Origin of the sequence: Marinobacter koreensis, assembly GCF_023156285.1 — a bacterium.
Lineage (GTDB): Bacteria > Pseudomonadota > Gammaproteobacteria > Pseudomonadales > Oleiphilaceae > Marinobacter > Marinobacter koreensis.
Map to the genome: position 1 here is coordinate 446,654 of NZ_JAKZAJ010000001.1, position 18,870 is coordinate 465,523.

At 59.0% G+C, this 18,870-nt stretch carries 12 protein-coding genes; 5 read left to right on the plus strand and 7 right to left on the minus strand.

Annotated elements, in window-relative coordinates; all coding sequences use genetic code 11:
* Window positions 1-4 precede the first annotated feature (4 nt).
* The 7 genes from MLD04_RS02205 to MLD04_RS02235 form a co-directional block, all read right to left on the minus strand.
* A complete protein-coding gene (locus MLD04_RS02205; protein ID WP_248154354.1) occupies window positions 5-1,834 on the minus strand; it encodes a long-chain-acyl-CoA synthetase in 1,830 nt (609 codons plus the stop codon).
* 12 nt (window positions 1,835-1,846) lie between these two features.
* Window positions 1,847-3,814, minus strand: coding sequence for an acetyl/propionyl/methylcrotonyl-CoA carboxylase subunit alpha (locus MLD04_RS02210; RefSeq protein WP_248154356.1), 1,968 nt, complete (start codon window positions 3,812-3,814; stop codon window positions 1,847-1,849).
* 151 nt (window positions 3,815-3,965) lie between these two features.
* Window positions 3,966-4,787 carry an enoyl-CoA hydratase/isomerase family protein gene (locus MLD04_RS02215; protein ID WP_248154358.1) on the minus strand — a complete coding sequence of 274 codons (822 nt, stop codon included), beginning with the start codon at window positions 4,785-4,787 and terminating at the stop codon, window positions 3,966-3,968.
* A 156-nt stretch (window positions 4,788-4,943) separates the two neighbouring features.
* Window positions 4,944-6,104: an acyl-CoA dehydrogenase family protein gene (gene atuD, locus MLD04_RS02220; RefSeq protein ID WP_248154360.1), complete on the minus strand. Its 1,161-nt coding sequence runs from the start codon at window positions 6,102-6,104 to the stop codon at window positions 4,944-4,946.
* Window positions 6,105-6,465: 361 nt separating this feature from the next.
* Window positions 6,466-8,082: an acyl-CoA carboxylase subunit beta gene (locus MLD04_RS02225; RefSeq protein ID WP_248154362.1), complete on the minus strand. Its 1,617-nt coding sequence runs from the start codon at window positions 8,080-8,082 to the stop codon at window positions 6,466-6,468.
* An 8-nt stretch (window positions 8,083-8,090) separates the two neighbouring features.
* Complete coding sequence (locus tag MLD04_RS02230) at window positions 8,091-8,957, minus strand: SDR family oxidoreductase (RefSeq protein ID WP_248154364.1); 867 nt, start codon at window positions 8,955-8,957, stop codon at window positions 8,091-8,093.
* Window positions 8,958-8,978: 21 nt separating this feature from the next.
* Window positions 8,979-10,778, minus strand: coding sequence for an acyclic terpene utilization AtuA family protein (locus tag MLD04_RS02235; RefSeq protein WP_248154366.1), 1,800 nt, complete (start codon window positions 10,776-10,778; stop codon window positions 8,979-8,981).
* A gap of 138 nt (window positions 10,779-10,916) precedes the next feature.
* Here MLD04_RS02235 and MLD04_RS02240 point away from each other — a divergent pair, with 138 nt between their 5' ends.
* From MLD04_RS02240 to MLD04_RS02260, 5 genes are all read left to right on the plus strand, one after another.
* Entirely contained in the window at window positions 10,917-11,528 is a 612-nt protein-coding gene (locus MLD04_RS02240) for a TetR/AcrR family transcriptional regulator (protein ID WP_248154368.1), read from the plus strand.
* A gap of 255 nt (window positions 11,529-11,783) precedes the next feature.
* Window positions 11,784-12,845, plus strand: a complete 1,062-nt coding sequence (locus tag MLD04_RS02245) for a hypothetical protein (protein ID WP_248155369.1) — start codon at window positions 11,784-11,786, stop codon at window positions 12,843-12,845.
* Between the two features lie 58 nt (window positions 12,846-12,903).
* Complete coding sequence (locus MLD04_RS02250; protein WP_248154370.1) at window positions 12,904-13,914, plus strand: putative solute-binding protein; 1,011 nt, start codon at window positions 12,904-12,906, stop codon at window positions 13,912-13,914.
* A gap of 15 nt (window positions 13,915-13,929) precedes the next feature.
* A complete protein-coding gene (locus MLD04_RS02255) occupies window positions 13,930-15,981 on the plus strand; it encodes a TRAP transporter large permease subunit (RefSeq protein WP_248154372.1) in 2,052 nt (683 codons plus the stop codon).
* A gap of 149 nt (window positions 15,982-16,130) precedes the next feature.
* Window positions 16,131-18,866, plus strand: a complete 2,736-nt coding sequence (locus tag MLD04_RS02260) for a S8 family peptidase (RefSeq protein ID WP_248154374.1) — start codon at window positions 16,131-16,133, stop codon at window positions 18,864-18,866.
* Window positions 18,867-18,870: the final 4 nt, after the last annotated feature.

The following is an 18,870-nucleotide window of genomic DNA, read 5'->3' on the forward strand; positions in this document are numbered from 1 at the left end:
CCACTCAGAACCGGAGGTCGCCGCTCTCGATCTGCGAAGCCAGGTCGGGAGTGAGTCGCGTGTAGCCAGCCGTGCCGGGTAGCCACGCGTACACTTCCTCGTGGGGACGTTCCAGGGTAAAACCGGCCTTCTGGATGTCCACTTTCCGGTATTTGAACGTTCCGGTTTTCTCGATTTCGTGGGTGACCCGAACGAAGACCGGGACCGCGTAGGGCGGAAGGTTATCCTGGAGATACCGGGCCAGAGCGTTGGGATCGAAGTCGGTCCCGCCGTTCTGGGGTACCAGGGTGACCATTCCGGCCTTGCCGTTGGTGCCGGGGATTTCCACCCCGTAGACGATGGCTTCCTGCACCAGGCCGGATCCGTCGATGATGTTCTCCACCTCTGTGGTTGATACGTTTTCCCCCTTCCAGCGGAAGGTGTCGCCCATCCGGTCGACAAACTGCAGGTGTCGCCAGCCAATCTCCCGTAACACATCGCCAGTGTTGAACCAGGCATCGCCTTTCTTGAACGCGTTCCGGAGAATGGATTTTTCCGTGGCCTCTTTCTGGGTATAGCCTTCAAAGGCCCATTTCTTGTTGATTTCTCCGATCAGCAAACCGGGTTCGCCTTTTTTCGCTTCTTCCAGGCGACCTTTCTCGTTACGGATCGGATCCCGTGTGCCTTCGTGGTACTTCACCAGCTTGTAGGGCGCGGTGGAGAAGCCGACGGTATTGTCCATGTTGAAAAAGTTGCTGAAACCGATGTTGCCCTCGGACGAGGCATAGAGTTCCGCCACGGTCTCGATCCCGAACCGTTCCTTGAATTCGCGCCAGATGGAGGGGCGAAGGCCGTTGCCGATCATCTTGGTGAGGGAGTGGTTGCGGTCCTGGTCGCTGGGTGGCTGATTGAGCAGGTAGCGACACAGCTCGCCGACGTATCCGAAGGTGGTTGCGTGATAATGGCGGACATCGTCCCAGAAGGCGCTTGCCGAAAACTTTCGGCGCAGGGCAATGGCGGATCCGCCGGCCAGGACTGAGCCCCAGCACACCAGCAGGGCGGTACCGTGGTAAAGCGGCAAGGTGCAATACAGGACGTCCTCCGGCCCCATGGCCAGCGACATCAGGCCAAAGCCGCCATAGGCCCGAACGAATTTCTTGTGGGATCCCGGCGCCGCCTTGGGCAACCCGGTTGTTCCGGAGGTGTACAGGTAGACCGCCGTATCGCCCATGGTGGGGGGATCATTCAGGTGAACGGGGCTACTGGACCGGGCACTGACGTGTTCGGCCATGTTGGTGAAACCCGCCGGAGCCTCTCCGAAAACGTTCAGGGTGTTGGTGTTGGCGAGGAACTGGAACGGTTGCGGATGGTCGGGGTGGATGTCTTTCCGGATGGCCTTCAAAGGTGCCACCAATTCTTCTCCCGCCACAATCATTCTTGGCTGAATCAGATTGATGCTGTGGGCCAGCACCTTGCCTTTCTGGGAGGTGTTGAGCATGGCGCAGGCCACGCCGATTTTGGCTGCGCCGGCGACCACCGCCAATAATTCAGGCCGGTTTTCGAGCAGGACGGCAATGGCGTCGCCTTTCTGGAGCCCCTGGTCATTCAGGTACTGGGCAATCCGGTTGCTCCAGTCGTTAAGCTCGCGCCAGGTCACACTGAGATCGTTGAACAGGATGGCCGGGCGTTGCCCGTGTTTCTCCGCGTTCTGCTCCACCAGCCTGCCCAGTGTGAGATCTGCGTCATCGTCCTTGACGGAATAATAGTAGAGCCCTTTGGCAATGGATGGCAGGCGGCGCAGAACACCCGGCAGGCTTCGGACCAGGTCGCGGGCGGAGACATTGTCTTGGCTCATGATACGTTCACTTCATTGTTTTGTCGGTTCGGCATCCCCGGTCGTGGCAATCTCTACCAGCAACTGATTGCGGCTGACCTGGTCGCCGGCCACCGCGTGAATGCCGGCCACCACACCATCACAGTCGGCCTTGACCGGGTGTTCCAGCTTCATGGCTTCCAGGACGACCAGCGGTTGTCCCTGTTGAACGGCATCCCCTTCCTGGACGAGAACTTCCGTTACGGCGCCATCCATTGTTGCCAGCAGCCGTCCGCTGCCCGCACCGTCCTTACCGGCGGCGGGCTGGTGCGTCACATCGCGGACGCACCAGGATCGACCGAGCGCATGCAAATATAGGGAATCCGAGTGCCGGTGATATTGGCAAGTCTGACGTACGCCGTTGTCGATGATGCACAAGCGGCCATCCCGATCGTCCCCCAGTCGAAGATCGTATCGGCTCTCTCCGTGGCTGACCGAGACACCCTCGGCACTGTGTCGCACGAGAAGCTCGATGGTGCGATGACCGGTTTCCAGTGTCATCGGCGTTACCGTGGAGGGCGCATTGCTCCAGCCTTCTCCCCCGGTTCCGGAGCGGCTCAGGATGGCGGCGCTCAGTGCCAGCTCACGTATGGACAGTTCGTGGGGGGACAGTGAGGGATCGTCCCGGAAATCCTGATCCAGAAAGGCGGTGGTGGCCTGTCCGGCGCCGAACGTCTCATTGGCGACGATCCGGCTCAGGAAATAACGGTTGGTGGTGACGCCGAACACCGTGGTGTCTTCCAGCGCACGAACCAGACGACGGCGGGCCTCGTCGCGGTTATCGCCCCAGGCAATGATTTTGGCAAGCATGGGATCGTAGTGAGGGCTTATGATGTCGCCGGAACGAACCCCGGCGTCGTATCGCACCCCCTCGCCCGCTGCGGGTTCGAACTGGTACAGCTGCCCGGTCTGCGGCGTGAATTCGCCGGCCGGATCCTCGGCATACAGCCGCACTTCGATGGCGTGTCCGCTCAACTGTATCTCCGACTGGCTGAGTGGCAGGGGGCGGCCTTCGGCCACCGCAAGTTGCCACGCCACCAGATCCTGGCCAGTGATGAGTTCGGTAACCGGATGCTCGACCTGAAGCCGGGTGTTCATCTCCAGAAAATAGAAATTGCGGTCCTTGTCCACCAGGAATTCCACGGTGCCGGCGCCTTCGTACTGGCAGGCCAGGGCCGCTTTCACGGCGGCTTTGCCCATGGCTTCCCGCAGTTCGGGAGTAACGAAGGGAGAGGGCGCTTCCTCGACGACTTTCTGGTGGCGGCGCTGGACGGAGCAGTCACGTTCACCGAGATAGACGGCGTTGCCGTGCCGGTCTGCGAAGACCTGGATCTCGACGTGCCGGGGTTCGATGACTGCTTTCTCAAGAATCAGTTCGTCGTCGCCAAAGGACTGCCTGGCTTCAGACCGCGCCCGCCGGAGGCTGTCTGCCAGCTCTGCCTCCGAATCAACCCGGCGCATGCCCCGGCCTCCGCCTCCGGCAGAGGCTTTGACCATCAGCGGAAACCCGATATCGGCCGCTGCCTGGATGAGTTCGTCGTCACCGGCATTGTTGCCTTCGTATCCTGGAACAACCGGAACACCCGCTTCCTGCATGGCAATTTTGGATCGTCGTTTACTGCCCATGAGGTCAATGGCGGCTTCGGGTGGGCCGACAAACACCAGTCCGGCGTCTTTGCAGGCTTTGGCAAAACCGGCGTTTTCGGAGAGGAAGCCGTAACCGGGGTGGACGCAGTCAGCGCCGGTTTTGCCGGCGGCGTCGAGAATGGCGTCCATGTTGAGATAAGACTGGGAGGCCGGGGCCGGGCCGATGCAGACGGCCTCGTCCGCCAGTTCCACGTGCAGGGCGCTGGCGTCGGCCTCGGAGTAAACCGCGACTGTTCGATAGCCCAGGGACTTGGCGGTGCGGATCACCCGGACTGCGATTTCGCCTCGGTTGGCTATCAGGAGTTTGGTGAGCATATCGTTTTTCTCATGCTTGGGAGTAAGGCCGCGCCTGCTGTGCCGGGTATGGCCGGAAAACCGCTACGAGCACATCCCTGTGCGCTTGTTTCGGGCCATCCATGGCCCTCTACATTTTCCGGCCATACCCGCCCCAGCAGTCGCTTCGCAATCATTCGGATCCGTCTGCCCAGTTGGGTTTTCTTTTTTGCACGAACGCCATCGTCCCCTCGGCGCCTTCCGGGCCACGTATGGCTTCGGCGAACTTTTCGGCTGCGCTGTCGAGCAGTTTGTTCATGGGCTCGTGGCCGACCCGGTGCAGCAATGCCTTGGTCTCGGCAGTGGCGTTGGGGGCGCACAGGCGGACTCTGTCGAGTGCCTGCTGGAGCAACTCCTCCAGCTCACTTTCGCTTTCCGCGGTCTGATGCACGATGCCGAGGGCGCAGGCTTCCCTGGCGTCGATCCGTAAACCGAGCAACGCCAGTCGCCGGGCCTGAGTGAGGCCGATTCGTTCGACGACGAAGGGTGCAATCTGAGCTGGTATCACGCCCAAGGAGGTCTCCGGCATTCCAAACTTTGCAGTAGGCCCGGCAATGGCGACATCGGACACGCAGGCGAGGCCGAAACCGCCGCCCATGACAGCACCCTCGGTCACCGCTATCACCACCTTTGAAGACTCGTTGACTTGCTGAATCATGTGGCCAAAGGCCCGATTCAGTTTGTAGAACGGGTCGTGCTGACCTTCCTCTGCCTTTTGTCCCCGCGCTCCGGCCATGTCCTTGATATCACCGCCGGCACAGAAGTGGCCGTCCTTTCCCCGGATCACGACTGCCCGGATGGTGTTGTCCTGTTCGATCTGGTTAAAAATCGTCGACAGCTCGGCGACCATCTGAAGGCTCATGGCGTTTCGGACGTCAGGCCGGTTGATGGTCAAAAGCAGGGCCGGGCCGTGTTTTTCGAGGAGCAGGGTCTCGCAATGCGGTAACTGTTCCATGTGCTAACTCCAATTACTTTGTCGGACGTTGCCGGGCGGGGGAGGTTTGCGGGAATGTGCGCAGCAGGGATGCTGCGCTCAAGCTTACAAGGACGTATTCACAGCGTGTCCCGCAAACCTCCCCCGCCTGGCAACCCTTCCACCAGAATCCGGACTTCAGTCTTTACGCTTTCCAGGCAAAATACCCATCAGCTTGCAGATAATCCCGAGCATGATTTCGTCGGCTCCGCCGCCGATCGATACCAGTCGCACATCCCGGTAGGCCCGTGACAGAGGGTTGTCCCACATGTAGCCATTGCCGCCCCAGAACTGCAGGCAGCCGTCGGTGACTTCACGCCCGAGGCGGCCGGCCTTCAGCTTGGCCATGGACGCCAGTTTGGTCACATCCTTGCCGGCGATGTGCAGCTCGCAGGCCTGGTAGGTCAACGCCCGAAGGGCTTCGATCTCGGTCTGCAGTTCGGCCATGCGGAAATGGATGTACTGGTTATCGAGCAGCGGCTGACCGAAGGTCTTGCGCTCCCGACAGTACTCGATGGTCTTGTCGACGCAGACTTCCAGCGCCTTGATCACGTTGGCCGCGCCCCACATCCGTTCTTCCTGGAACTGCAGCATCTGCATCATGAAGCCGGTACCCTCGGCCCCGATCCGGTTACGTTGGGGCACACGAACATCGTCGAAGAAGATCTGTGCGGTTTCCGAGGAACGCATGCCCAGCTTGTTCAGGTGCGGGCTGAAGGTGATGCCCGGTGAGTTCATGGGCACCACGATCAGGGATTTGTTCTTGTGGGGTTTGTCGTCGCTGGTGTTGGCGAGCAGGCAGATGAAGTCCGCCTTGGGCGAGTTGGTGATCCACATCTTCGAGCCGTTAATGATGTAGTCGTCGCCGTCTTTCCTGGCGTTAGTCTTCAGGCCCGCTACGTCTGAACCAGCACCCACTTCGCTGACACCGATACAGCCGACCATGTCACCCGCGATCGCCGGCGCCAGGAAGTCCCGTTTGAGTTCGTCAGAGCCAAAGCGGGCGAGGGCGGGCGTACACATATCGGTCTGCACGCCGATGGCCAGGGGTACGCCACCACACAGGGCGGTGCCCAGTTCCTCGGCAGCCACCAGGTTGTAGCTGTAATCCAGGCCCATGCCGCCGTACTCTTCAGGTTTCTGGATGCCCAGGATGCCGAGGTTGCCCAGCTTCTTGAACAGGTCATGAATAGGAAACTCTCCGGCTTCTTCCCATTCGTCGCAGTAGGGGTTAATTTCCTTTTCGACAAAGTCCCGGACGGTCTTTCTGAGGGCTTCGTGTTCGGCTGTGAATTTCACGTTCTTGTTCTCCGTTTTGTTAGTCCGTGTCTGCCTCTGTTGGTGCAGGTCCGACAATTTGGGGCGCGGCTGTGGGGAGGGGCCTTCAGAAAACCGCTACAAGCACGTCCGTGTGCGCTTGTTTCGGGCCGTCCTTGGCCCTCCACATTTTCTGAAGGCCCCTCCCCACAGCCGCTTTATATTTTCATGCTCAGTGCTACTTTCAGGTTATTTTCTGTCCAATCGTTCTTTATATTCTGAATTCTGGAATCTGGTCAGTTTTTACTGGCTAAAGTTAACTCGTGGCCTGATGGCACTTCCCAGACAGTGCCTGCTCCAAAGCTCGCAGTCCTGTGCCAAGGCCCAACAAGCAAATCGAAGGTTAAAAACGCGCCACCCCAAAACTGTTGGGCCGCAACTGCCGCTGCTCGGCTTCCCGGCAGATTGATAGCACCAGAGCCAGTACCCGCCGGGTATCCCGTGGGTCGATCAGCCCGTCATCCCAAAGTCGAGCGGTTCCGTACAGTGCCGTTGAACCTTCCTCCAGTTTCTTCGCCGTGGCCTGTTCCAGGAAGTCCAGGGTTTTGGCGTCCGGTTCCATGCCGCCCCGGCGCTGCTTGTCCTCCGCCACGATGCGCATCACCTTGCCCGCCTGGGCCGGGCCCATCACCGCTGTGCGGCTGTTCGGCCAGGCGAAGATGAAGCGGGGATCGAGCCCCCGGCCGCACATGGCGTAGTTGCCGGCGCCGTAGGAGCCGCCCACGACAATGGCGATCTTGGGCACCCGGCAGTTGGCCACGGCCTGAATCATTTTTGACCCGTGCTTGATGATTCCGTTCTGCTCCGAATGGGTGCCCACCATGAAACCGGTGGTGTTGTGCAGGAACAGGATCGGCGTGCCGGCCTGGTCGCACAGTTGAATGAACTGGGCAGCCTTGGTAGAGCCGGCGGGTGTGATCGGGCCGTTGTTGCCGATGATGCCGACCGAGTGGCCCTCGATCCGGATGGTGCCGCAGACGGTCTGGTCGTCGTAACCGTTCTTGAAGTCCAGGAACCGGGACCCATCGGCGATTCGCGCGAGGATTTCCCGGACGTCATAGGGCTTCTTGGACTCGGCTGGAATGATCCCGAGGAGTTCTTCCGCCGGGTGAAGCGGCGCTTCCCAGTCCGGTTCCCGCCGGGGTGGCAGGTTTTCGTTCCAGGGCAGGGCGCCAAGAATTTCGCGGGCCTGACGGATACCATCGGCGTCGTCTTCGGCCAGGTACTCGGCGGTGCCGGCAACGGTGGCGTGCATCTCGGCGCCACCAAGCTCCTCGTCGGTAGCGACTTCCCCCGTGGCCGCCTTCAAAAGGGGCGGGCCGGCCAGGAACATCTTGGCCTGTTCCCGCACAGTAATCACATAATCCGAGAGGCCCGGCTGATAGGCGCCGCCGGCGGTCGCATTGCCATGGACGACGGTGATCTGAGGAATGCCTGCGGCGGACATACGGGCCTGGTTGGCGAAACCGCGGGCGCCGAGGACGAAGATGTCGGTGGCGTAGTTCAGGTTGGCGCCGCCGGATTCGGACAGGGACACCACTGGCAGCTTGTTTTCCATGGCGATCTGCTGGAGTCGCAAGGTCTTGTCGAGGCCAGCGGGGGTGATGGTGCCGCCCTTGATGGCGCTGTTGCTTGCCACCACCAGGCACCGGACGCCCTCGACGGTGCCGATGCCGGCAATGATGCCACCGCCCGCCTGGGAGCCGTCTTTGTCATCGTGCATCTTGTAGCCGGCCAGTGAGCAGAGCTCGAGGAACTCGCTGCCCCTGTCCAGTAAGCGGTTGATCCGGTCCCGGGGCAGAAGTTTGCCCCGTTTGGTGAATTTTTCGCGGGCCGATTCGGCCAGGTTCAGCACCTTTTGTTCCGCATCCCGAAACGTCTGGATGTGAGCATCCATGGCCTCGGTGTTGGCTCGAAACTCGGCGGATTGCGGATTGACGGATGTTTCCAGTATCTGCATGGGGTGCCTCAGTCGTCGCTCAGCACTTTGGGCGTGTAGGCCCGGTGGAAGCCGTTGAAGGGTTCGTTGTTCTTCGCCTTGGGCAGGGGCCATACCCGGCCGCCCTGAGACGCCGCTCCATCGATACGGAGACAATCACCACTGACAAAGGCCGCGCCCGGACTGAGCAGGAAACAGATGGCGGCGCTGACCTCGGACTCGGTGCCCATGCGTTTGATGGGAACGTTGTCGCCAAGGCCTCGGATCCAGTCACGCATCTGCGCCGGGTAGTTGTCCATGCCGGAGGAGGCAATCCAGCCAGGGGCCACGGCATTGACTCGGACGCCGGAGGCCCCCCATTCCACGGCCGCAGTCTGGGTGAAGTTCACCATGCCGGCGCGGGCTGCCCCTGAATGGCCCATGCCGGGCATGCCGCCCCACATGTCGGCAACGATATTGACGATCGCACCGCCGGTTTTGCTGAGTGCCTGGGTGTAGGCTTCACGGGCCATCAGAAAGCCACCGGTGAGATTGGTTCGCACCACGGTCTCCCAGCCTTTCTGGCTGATGCCGGTCAATGGCGCCTGAAACTGGCCACCCGCGTTATTCACCAGCCCATTCAGGCCGCCGTGTTCAGAGATGATGTCCCTGACCGTCGCCTTGACCGCGTCTTCCTCTCGAATGTCGCAGACGTGGGCGCTGGCCATGCCGCCGTCTTCAATGATCTCTACCTTGACTGCCTCGACCTTTTCGGCCTTGCGGCCTACCAGTGCGACCTTGGCCCCCAGCGCAGCCAGCTCATGGGCGGTGCAGCGACCGATGCCAGAGCCGCCTCCGGTGACAATGAATACCTGATCCCGGAACAGGTCCGGTCTGAAGATGGATTGATAATTCATTCGCGAAAGTTCCTTGTCTGTTTAACGTGCAATCAGGCCTGCAGGGACGGGTACCGGGAACTCCAGAAGCTGCTGGGCAAAGGCTTTGCCCTGCGGATCGATTCGCAGACTCGCGACACCGCCGCCGCCGAGGCTGTGCTCCAGCAGGAAGTTGAAGGCATTAAGGCCCGGCATGAACCACCGGGTAACCTTTCCGGATTCGGTGTTGAGAGTATGGCCCATCCAGTCGGCGACAGCCTGTTCGGTCAGGGCAGCCGAGATGTAGGGGAGATAGTCAGGTTCGCGGGCAATAACACCGATGTTGCAGTGGTCTCCCTTGTCGCCGCTGCGAGCCCAGGCAAGTTCGATCAGTGGCACGACGGTATCGCCGTCGGTTCCGCCGGGGGGCGGTGCCAGCTCAGGGAGTTGAGCCGCGTCGAAGCCGCCAGCGGTTTCTACAGGAACGTCGGTTTGTTCGCCATTGAGGTCGACCGAGACCTGGACCCGGGTTTTCGGCACAAGGCAGGAATACAGCCGGATTTTCGGCCAAACCGTCGGGCGTCCACCGACAATACCGGTGATACCTGGTGCCATACCCGTGGCAGCCTGCGCGATTTCCCGGGAGAACAGGGCCAGGGCCTCTTTTTTGGGGTGCGCCGTACTGATTTTAACGACCACCTCCCGACAGTTCTGGCAACGGGCGTGGGAGCCATAGGTGGTTTCGGTGCCCAGCAGTTCGATGCTGGTTTCACTGTAGTCCGGCAGGCCCCGCTCCCGGAAAAGCCGGGAGGTCTTGGCCAGGATGGCTTCCGCCACCGTTTGTGCTTTCGCCCTTGCGTCCAGCCCGGCGAGCAGGAAGGTGACGGTGCACTTGAAGCCGTCCGGCCAGGTGCCGGATGCCTTGTAGGTGTCGGTAGGAGCCCGGCCACGAGCCCCCTGGACAGAGACCCGGTCCGGGCCGGTCTCTTCGAGTGTGACCTGACTGAAGTCGCAGCTCACATCCGGCAACAGGTAGGCCCTGGGATCCGCTATTTCGTATACCAGCTGCTCGCCCACGGTCCCCCGACTGACTCTGCCCCCGGTTCCTTCAGGCTTGGTGATGGTAAAGGCCCCATCGGCACCGACCTCGGCGATGGGAAAACCCATGTCCGCGTAGCCATCGGCCACATCCTGCCAGTCCGTGAAGTTGCCACCAGTGGCCTGGGCGCCACATTCCAGTAGATGGCCGGCCAGGCTTCCCTGGGCCAGTCTGTCGTAGTCGTCCCACGACCAGTTGAATTCGTGCACCAGCGGCGCCAGCACCAGTGCGCTGTCGGCGACCCGGCCGGTAATGACGATGTCCGCTCCCTGTTCGAGGGCCGTTACCAGTCCGGGAGCCCCGAGATAGGCGTTCAGGCTCACCATCATCCCGGGCATCTGGTCGCCGGTGGTCATTTCCCGCGTGCCATCGTCTGCCAGCGACTTCTTTTGAGGCAGCAGGTCATCCCCGAGCACCAGGGCAATTTTCAGATCGACCCCGGCTTTGTCGCACAGAGCCTGGAGCGCATCGCGGCAGGCTTCCGGGTTAACGCCTCCCGCGTTCGCCAGCACCCGGATACCTTTCTCTTTGATCTCGGCGAGCAGGGGGCCCATCACCGTCTGGACGAAATCCCGTGCATAGCCCTGGGACGGATCCTTCATCTTCTGGCCCGCCATGATCGACATGGTGATTTCGGCCAGGTAGTCCGCGACGAGGTAATCGATGTTGCCGTAACGGACCAGTTGGGCGGCGGCGGTTTCCGTATCGCCCCAAAAGGCAGCGGAGCAGCCGATCCGGACGGTTTTACCAGAGTTGTCTGACATGAAGGTTACCTTGTTCGTTATGCCCGCATCCGCCGGGCTGAACTGTGTTGGAAAGACGATACCAAGCAAGCGCTTGGTTTGTAAACAGGCAAGTCTCAGGTAAAATGGGCCTTCCTTCCCGCTGACCGGAACCGTCTCGTGAAACAAACACCGATCCTGCAGAAACTCGTCCGTGAAAATCTCGTCTCCGATCCCGATGGTGCCCGTGGACGGTTATTGAGGGAGGCAGCCCGTCTTTTCAGGGACAAGGGCTATGAGCGCACTACCGTGAGGGATCTTGCGGCGGCTGTTGGCATACAGTCCGGCAGTCTGTTTCACCATTTCCGCACGAAAGAAGACATCCTGAAGGCGGTGATGGTTGAAACGATCCGGCTGAATACCGCGCTGATGGAGGCGGCCGTCGAGGCGGTGGATGCGCCACGGGAAAAGCTTCGGGCGCTGGTCCGGGTGGAGCTGGAATCCATCAACGGCCAGACGGGCGAGGCCATGGCGGTTCTCGTATTCGAGTGGCGTAGCCTGTCGGCGGATTCGCAGGCGGAGGTCCTGAAGCTCCGGGATATCTACGAGGCACTCTGGCTCGAGGTTCTTGGCACCTTGCGGAAGCAGGGCGATCTTCAGGCAGATCCGTTTGTGGTGCGCCGTATGCTGACCGGCGCCCTGAGTTGGACTGTAACCTGGTATAAACCCGAGCGGGGCGGCCTGACCCTGGACGGCCTGACGGATCAGGTAATGGCGATGATGAATCTTTAGTAATTTCTGTGCGCCAGATCAAAAAATAACCAAAGAATACCTTTCCCAGAAGGCCATTGGCCTGATCGGCATGTCGGTTTCGGCAAACCAGCCATTTTGGTCGGACAATTTTCAACGCATTCTTGTAACCGTTGACTGGAGACGGCGCAACCCGCGGAGCGCGCGATGCTTCACAGTATTGCCTCGGCATAACAGCAATAATCTGACGCTGTCATCCAGATCCAATAAAAACAACGTGAAACAGGGCGAATTATGATGTACCGACTGGTTATTGAAACCGGCCGCCAGTGTGTGGCGCATCTCAAGCTTCTGCTTGTGGGTGCGGCCGTCATGCTTGCCGGCTGTTCCGCGAATCCCATCTACTCCACCACCGGTGTTGTTCTCTCCAATTATTCCGAGCAGGAAGCCACTCCCTACGTGATGCAGATGTCCGACCCGCAGCTGGCTTGCGCGCTGGGTGAGGGTGTGGACCCGTTGCTGTATTCGTTTTCACGGGTAACGGATGCGCCGGACAGTACCGGTTCGCTGCTTATGTTGCTGGCAGGCAACTGTATGGAATATCGGGCCTGGGAAGCTGAGCTGTCCTATCTGCGGGCGGATTACGAAGGCAACGTTCCGGCGGCCAAGGATGCCCGTGAAGAGGCCAAGCGTTTGTACGCCAAGACCGCAGAGCGTCGCTATAAGGCCTTCAAACGGGCCATGGCGGCGTACGATTTCGATCCGGCTGCCGAACCACTCGAGTGCCCGTTCCTGTTCAATGAACAGGATGAACTGACCTTCCTTTTGGGACTTCTGACCGGCATGCAGGCCATCGTGAATGATGCCAATTCCGGCGCCATGGCGGGCATTCCCCGGAATATTGCGCCTCAGGCAGAACGCGCCGCCACCTGTGTGGATGACAAGAAGTGGGGCGGTTTGCCCAATGCCATCCGCGCACTTGTCTGGCTCCTCCTGCCCGATACTCGCCCTGATTTGTCACCCGATCCCTGGGTGGTTATGGATCACAGCGTAGAACTGGGTATCCAGAAAGGTTTCCGTGCATCCCTGGCTCTCAAGGCGGTCGCCGCTGAAACCTTTGGTCGCCCCGACAAGCTGAAAGAAGCCATCTCCGAGTTTGCCGATTCTGATGCAACTGTGGACGTCTGGGATGAGTACCGTCTTGTGGACACCGTTGCCCGGGGCGTCATCCAGTTCTCCTCCGACAAATACTGGACCGAGCATTACGGTTACCGGACGCCCCAGAGCTTCTTCGGAAAGATGAGCCCGGAGCGTGATACCGAGAATGTCGAAACCATGAACCTGGATGACCTGCTCTGAGCAGGTCATCCATCCCGATCCGATTACCCATAAACAAGAAAATGACCCGGAGGTCGTTATGATCCGCAAGTCCCTTACTGCACTGGCACTGGTTGCCGCCGCACCACTGGCTTCTGCACAGACTGTTTCCATGTGTGTGTTCGATGTCATCGGTGCCAACGGTGACTTCTATAACATGGCCAAGGACTACGCGCTGGAGATGAAGAGTCACGGCGTTGACTTCCAGCTGAAGCCCTATACGGATGAAGGCGTCGCCGTGGGCGACTTCAACGCCGGCCAGTGCGACGTGGTGGCAGCCACAGACCTGCGAACCCGCCCCTTCAACCGGTTCACCGGCAGTATCAGTGCGGTTGGTGCCATTCCGACCTACGACAACCTGAAAACCCTGCTCGCGACTCTTGCGCAGCCCAAGGCGGCGCCCCTGATGAAGCAGAATGGCTATGAAGTGCTGGGTATCATTCCGGTTGGCGCCGGTTACCTGTTCGTAAACGATCGGAGCATCGATACCGCCGGCGAACTGGCCGGCAAGCGCATGGCGACCCTGGATTACCAGAAAGACGCCATCCACATGGTGAACTTTGTGAAGGCCACCGTCGTTCCTTCGGACATCACCAACTTTGCAGGTAAATTCAATAACGGATCCGTTGATACCGCGTACGCGCCGGCCTTTGCCTACGAGGCCCTGGAGCTCTACAAGGGTATTGGCGACAAGGGTGGGGTCGTCGACTATCCGCTGGCTCAGCTGACCATGCAAATTATTGCTCGTGACGGTGTGATGGATGAGAAGACCGCGCAGCAATCCCGGGAAGTGGCCTGGAATATGTTTCCCCAGGCGATGGACCTGATCAAGAAACAGGAAAGCGCCATTCCGGACGATGTGTGGATCCGCATTCCCGAGAAGGACATTCGCGGTTATCAGGAAATGTTCCGTCAGAACCGTCTGGAAATGCGTGATGGCAAGAACGGTGCACCGGATGTCTACGATCCGAAAATGCTCGGTCTGCTGAGCAAGATCCGCTGTGCCAGTAATCCGTCTGCTGCAGAGTGTACTGCGGCCAACCGCGAATAACAGGACGGTGCGAACATGAACTGGCGAACGCTGACGGTCCCGGCCGCGAAAACCCTGTACCCCGTGCATCGGCTGCACGGGGCCCTGCTCCTGCTGCTCCTGCTGTTCACGCTGCTGCTGGGTATGGGGAGTTCGCTGCATTCCCGCCTGCTGTGGGTGGGAGAGCAGACCTGGCCGAATTACTACCTGCTTGACCCCGATGCCAAGGAACCGGCCTGTGATCTGCACCGTGACATCGATGCGGAAGTCGCCAAACGGGTCCAGGCCTACAAGCCGGACCCGGACGACCTGTTCAGTTCGCCGCCCAATCCTGCGGCCATTCGCAAGTCGCTGGAGAGCAACCTGGAGCTGTGCCAGCAGAAGTATGCGCTCTACGAGCAAAATCTGAAGCATGCTACCGCCGCGCTCGCTGTCTACAAGGCGGTGGAGCAGGGGATCGCACACTTCCTGCTGGACAACATTGAACTGACCAAGTTCCTCTTCATTGCCATGTTTGCAATGGCCGCGGCCATTGCCGCCCTGGATACGGACCACATCGCGCTGCGCCTGCCCAGGAACCGGGCCGAATGGCGCCTGAGCCAGGGTGTGCAGTTTGTGGTCAATGGCTTGATGGTGGTTTCGCTGAATGCCTATCTGGGCAAGCTCACGACGTCGCCGGAGTCAGGCGGCACCATGGAGCTGCAGTACGCCTGGGTCATGGTGTTCGGTCTCTTCATGGTCATCAACGCCGCACGCTTCATCTATGTGCCTTCGCGGATCAGTTCCGGTTCGCTGTCGTTCTCGTCCGGTCTGGTCATACCGCTGTATTGTGCGATGGGCCTGATTGCGATGAGTTACTTCTTCCTGGTGGATGGGTATGCCTCCGGTCTGGCCATTTACTTCGGCATGATGACCAACCTGTCGTCGATGTTCATCAACATCGGCCTGTATGTGCTGGTGGGGATGATGCTCAAGCAGACCCAGCTGCCGGAGTTGCTGCTGAATGTCATCAAACCGTTCAACCTGCCGGCGCCCCTGCTGGCTTCGGTGATCATCTTCAGCACCGCGTTCCCCACGGCGTTTACCGGCGCCTCGGGGATCTTCATCCTGGCCGTCGGTGGCGTGGTCTACGACGAGCTCCGTCGTGCCGGTGCCGGTCGCCAGCTGTCCTTGGCCACCACGGCCATGTCGGGCAGCCTGGGTGTGGTGCTGAATCCGTGCCTGCTGATTGTGGTCGTTGCAGCCCTGAACAAGGAAGTCACTACCACCGAAATGTACAGCTGGGGTTTCTGGATCTTCATCATGTCGGCGACCCTGTTTTCATTCGTGGTTTGCAAGACGGAAGGCAACTGGAAACCCAGGCCGGCTCCTGGCGCGTTGACACGGGCGATTGGTGAATTGCGGCCGCTGATTCCCTATGCGCTCGTCGGCGGTCTGGTGATTCTGGCAATCTGGATCATTCTCGGGCTGAAATTCAATGAATACAGTGCGCCCCTGATTCTGCCGTTGGTCATGCTGGCGCTGGTGATGCTCGATGCCCGGAAATCGAATCGTGAAGATGAAGAGACCCGGTTGCAGGCCTTCTGGAACCGGAGTTCAGCCGCCGCCAGTGATTCTGCGGTGCACATCGGAGCTCTCCTGGCCCTGATCGGTTTCTCCATCTGCATGGGCGGTATCCTGGAGCGTTCGGAGATCGTGCACGTTCTGTTCCCCGAGCATCTGACCAGTCCCTGGATCGCCATGCTGGTGATCGTCGTCATGCTGACCTTCATCGGTATGGTGATGGATCCGTTTGGTGCCGTGATTCTGGTCTCTGCCACGATTGCCCAGCCAGCGATCCATCTGGGTATCGATCCCCTCCATTTCTGGCTGGTCTGCCTCGTGGCCTTCGAGCTTGGTTACCTGAGCCCGCCAGTCGCTCTCAACCATCTGTTGACCCGGCAGGTCGTTGGAGAGACGGAGGTGCTGGCGGCGGAGCGTACCGGCTCCTTCTGGCACCGTTACCAGCGATTGCTGCTCCCGCTGGCGGTGATGGGGCCGACGCTGCTGCTGGTGGCCTTTGTGCCAATGCTGTTCTACGCGTTGTAAGGCTTGCGAGCCTTGCCAAAAAGCCGGACCCTGCGAGGTCCGGCTTTTTGCATCCGGGCTGTGCGGAATGACAGGTATTTGTCATTGTTTGGTTCTACAATGAGGGTAGTCCCGCACCCGGGGTAAGCCGTCATCGAGGTAAGGTTGTTATGGTTGTTCGCGACGTTTTGGGTGGGTCCGTACTCGTCTCTGTCCTGGCTTTGTCCGGTTGTGGTGGCGGCGGTGGTGGAGATTCAACGGCCGATGATGGCAATGGGACCACGACGCCCCAGACGGTGGTGGCGGGGTCGATCGGGATCGAAGCGAATACCCGGGTCGATCAGGATACCTCGGATTTCCTGTCTTTCAGTAGCGACCCGAGTATAGATTCGCCGTTGAATTCGGATGCTGAACGGCAGTTGCTACCTAGTTCAGTGGTCTTGGGTGGTTATGTCAGTGCTGACTCCGGTGCTAGGGCTGTTGGCAACCCTTACGACGACTATGCTATGGATAGCGTGGATCGGTATTCCATAGCTTTGGCGCCTGGCGATACGGTAAGGGTTCAAACCTTTGACTTAGCCACAACCCACCAAGTTCGGGTGGTTTTACGCGATCCTTCCACTGGCGCAGAGATTTCTTCTGATTCTACGGATCCAACAACGGATCCGAGTAATCCAGCCTTACCTAAGTTATTGGCATCAATAACCTTGCCAAGCGATGGGAGTTACACTTCGGGCAATTACTCAGTCGATATTGAAACGGATGTTAACGACGCTGGACCGGTGCGATATGTTTTGACGAAGATGCCTTTCAGTCAATCTTTAACCCTGTCGTTCGATTGGCCGCGATTTGAGTTTGTTCCGTCTGAAGCGATCGTTTCAATGCAAACCTCCGGTGCTCAGGGCGTTGCAGCACTTTCCGCTCTTGATGCTTCAAATGCCAGGCAGTTAGATGACCATCATTGGTTGGTTCAGATGTCGCCGCGGCAGTTCTCCGGAACGGTTGAAAGGCAGGATGCGACTCTAAATTGGGTTTCTGCCCTGCGAAAGAAGTCCGGCATTGACCGAGTTACGCCCAATTATGTGATGCACTCGCAGGCCGTCGGAAGTCCGCAAACAGCTGTTAATGAGCCGCTTTACAAGGAGCAGTGGCATTATGGTCTGATTAACGTGCCGGCCTCATGGCAGTTGGCGCCAAATGGAGCCAGCAGTGTCAAGGTTGCGGTGCTTGATACAGGGGTTTTCAAGTCCCCTTCGGCTTGGCATCCGGAGTTGAGTGGCAATTTGTTAGTTCTTCCTGGTTCAGATTTTGTATCTGAGCCTTACGACAATGATGATGTTAACACTGCTATTTTCGGGAGTCTTGGCCCTGATGATATTCCTGCTGATCCAGGCAATGCAGTTGGTAGCAACGTTTTTCATGGTACTCATGTTGCTGGGACGATCGCTGGAGACGGTAATAACGATGAAGGTGGAACGGGAATCGCTTTCAACGCTTCTCTTATCCCGGTACGGGTGTTGGGAGAGGGGGGAAGTGGATCCCTGAAAGACCTGTATCGAGCCCTAGACTGGGTTGCTAGCAATAGTGGTGCGGATATCGTCAATTTGAGTCTCGGTGGACTTCCGTATGATCAGGAACTGGAAGCCAAATTGGCAAACCTCAAGGCCAATAACATCATAGTCGTCGCAGCTGCCGGTAATGACCGTAGCAATGTTCCAACCTATCCAGGAGCGTCACGTTCGGTGTTCGGGGTGAGTGCGGTAGATGCTGCAGGGAATTTGGCTAGTTACTCGAATTACGGAGATAGGATTGATCTGGCTGGACCAGGTGGAGATGGTTCGCGAGATGCAAATTTTGATGGCAAAGCAGACCTTGTTCTTAGCAGCAGCGCGATCTTAGGTGATGGCGGGTATTTTGAACCCGCTTACATAGGTTTGCAGGGAACGTCCATGGCTGCTCCCCACGTCTCTGGCGTCTTTGCTCTAATGAAGGAGGCAAAGCCAAACCTCGACGTTGTTAATGACCTCGAATCATGGCTTATGGCAGGGAGACTGACTAATGGATCCGCTGGTTCTAAGACCCCCGAATTTGGTTATGGACTAATTGATGCGGGAAAGGCTGTAGCCACGGCTCTTGAAAACCCTTCCATCACCGTCCTTTCTCCCACACCTTATTATGTCAGTCTCAACTCGGAGCGGATTTCTGAAATTGTAACGCTAAATCCGGTGGGGGCGTCTTCATCCGTGACCGGCTTAACAGTCGGTTCTTATCCGAACTGGTTGTCGGTATCTGTCAACAATTCCGGCGCGAATCCAGAGTTGACTTTCGCATTGACCAATCCTCAAAACCTAGATCCCAATGTGCCACTTCAGGCGTCTGTATCAGTCTCTTATACAACAGATCAGCAGCGGACTTTAGATATCCCCGTATCCGCCCAAGTGGTCACCGACGAGCAGCAGCGCAATGCCGGTGTTCATTTTGTTCTACTTGTAGATACGACACCTGACGCAAAAGGTTTATATCAGGCGGAGGCACAGGTAGCCGCCACGGTTGAAAACGGCGAGTACCAGTTCAGCTTCCCGCTGGAAAACGGCGACGGCGTACAGACCCAATCCGAGGTGACACCCGGGGATTACTTCCTGGTGGCCGGGACCGATCTGGATAACGATGGCATTATCTGCCAGCCGGGCGAGGCCTGCGCCGAGTATCCGGTCTCGGGGTTGCGGGAGGCCATCCATGTGGACCAGAACACCGATCTGACCAACATCCGGATGACGACCGGTTTCAGTCGCCCGACCATTTCAGCGGCAACGCCGGACGTGCTGCCCCGACCGGATTTTGCAGGTTACCGGCTGATCCCGGAAGATGACTTTGTTAGACCCTTGAAGAGGCTGTCAGGAGAGTGAACGT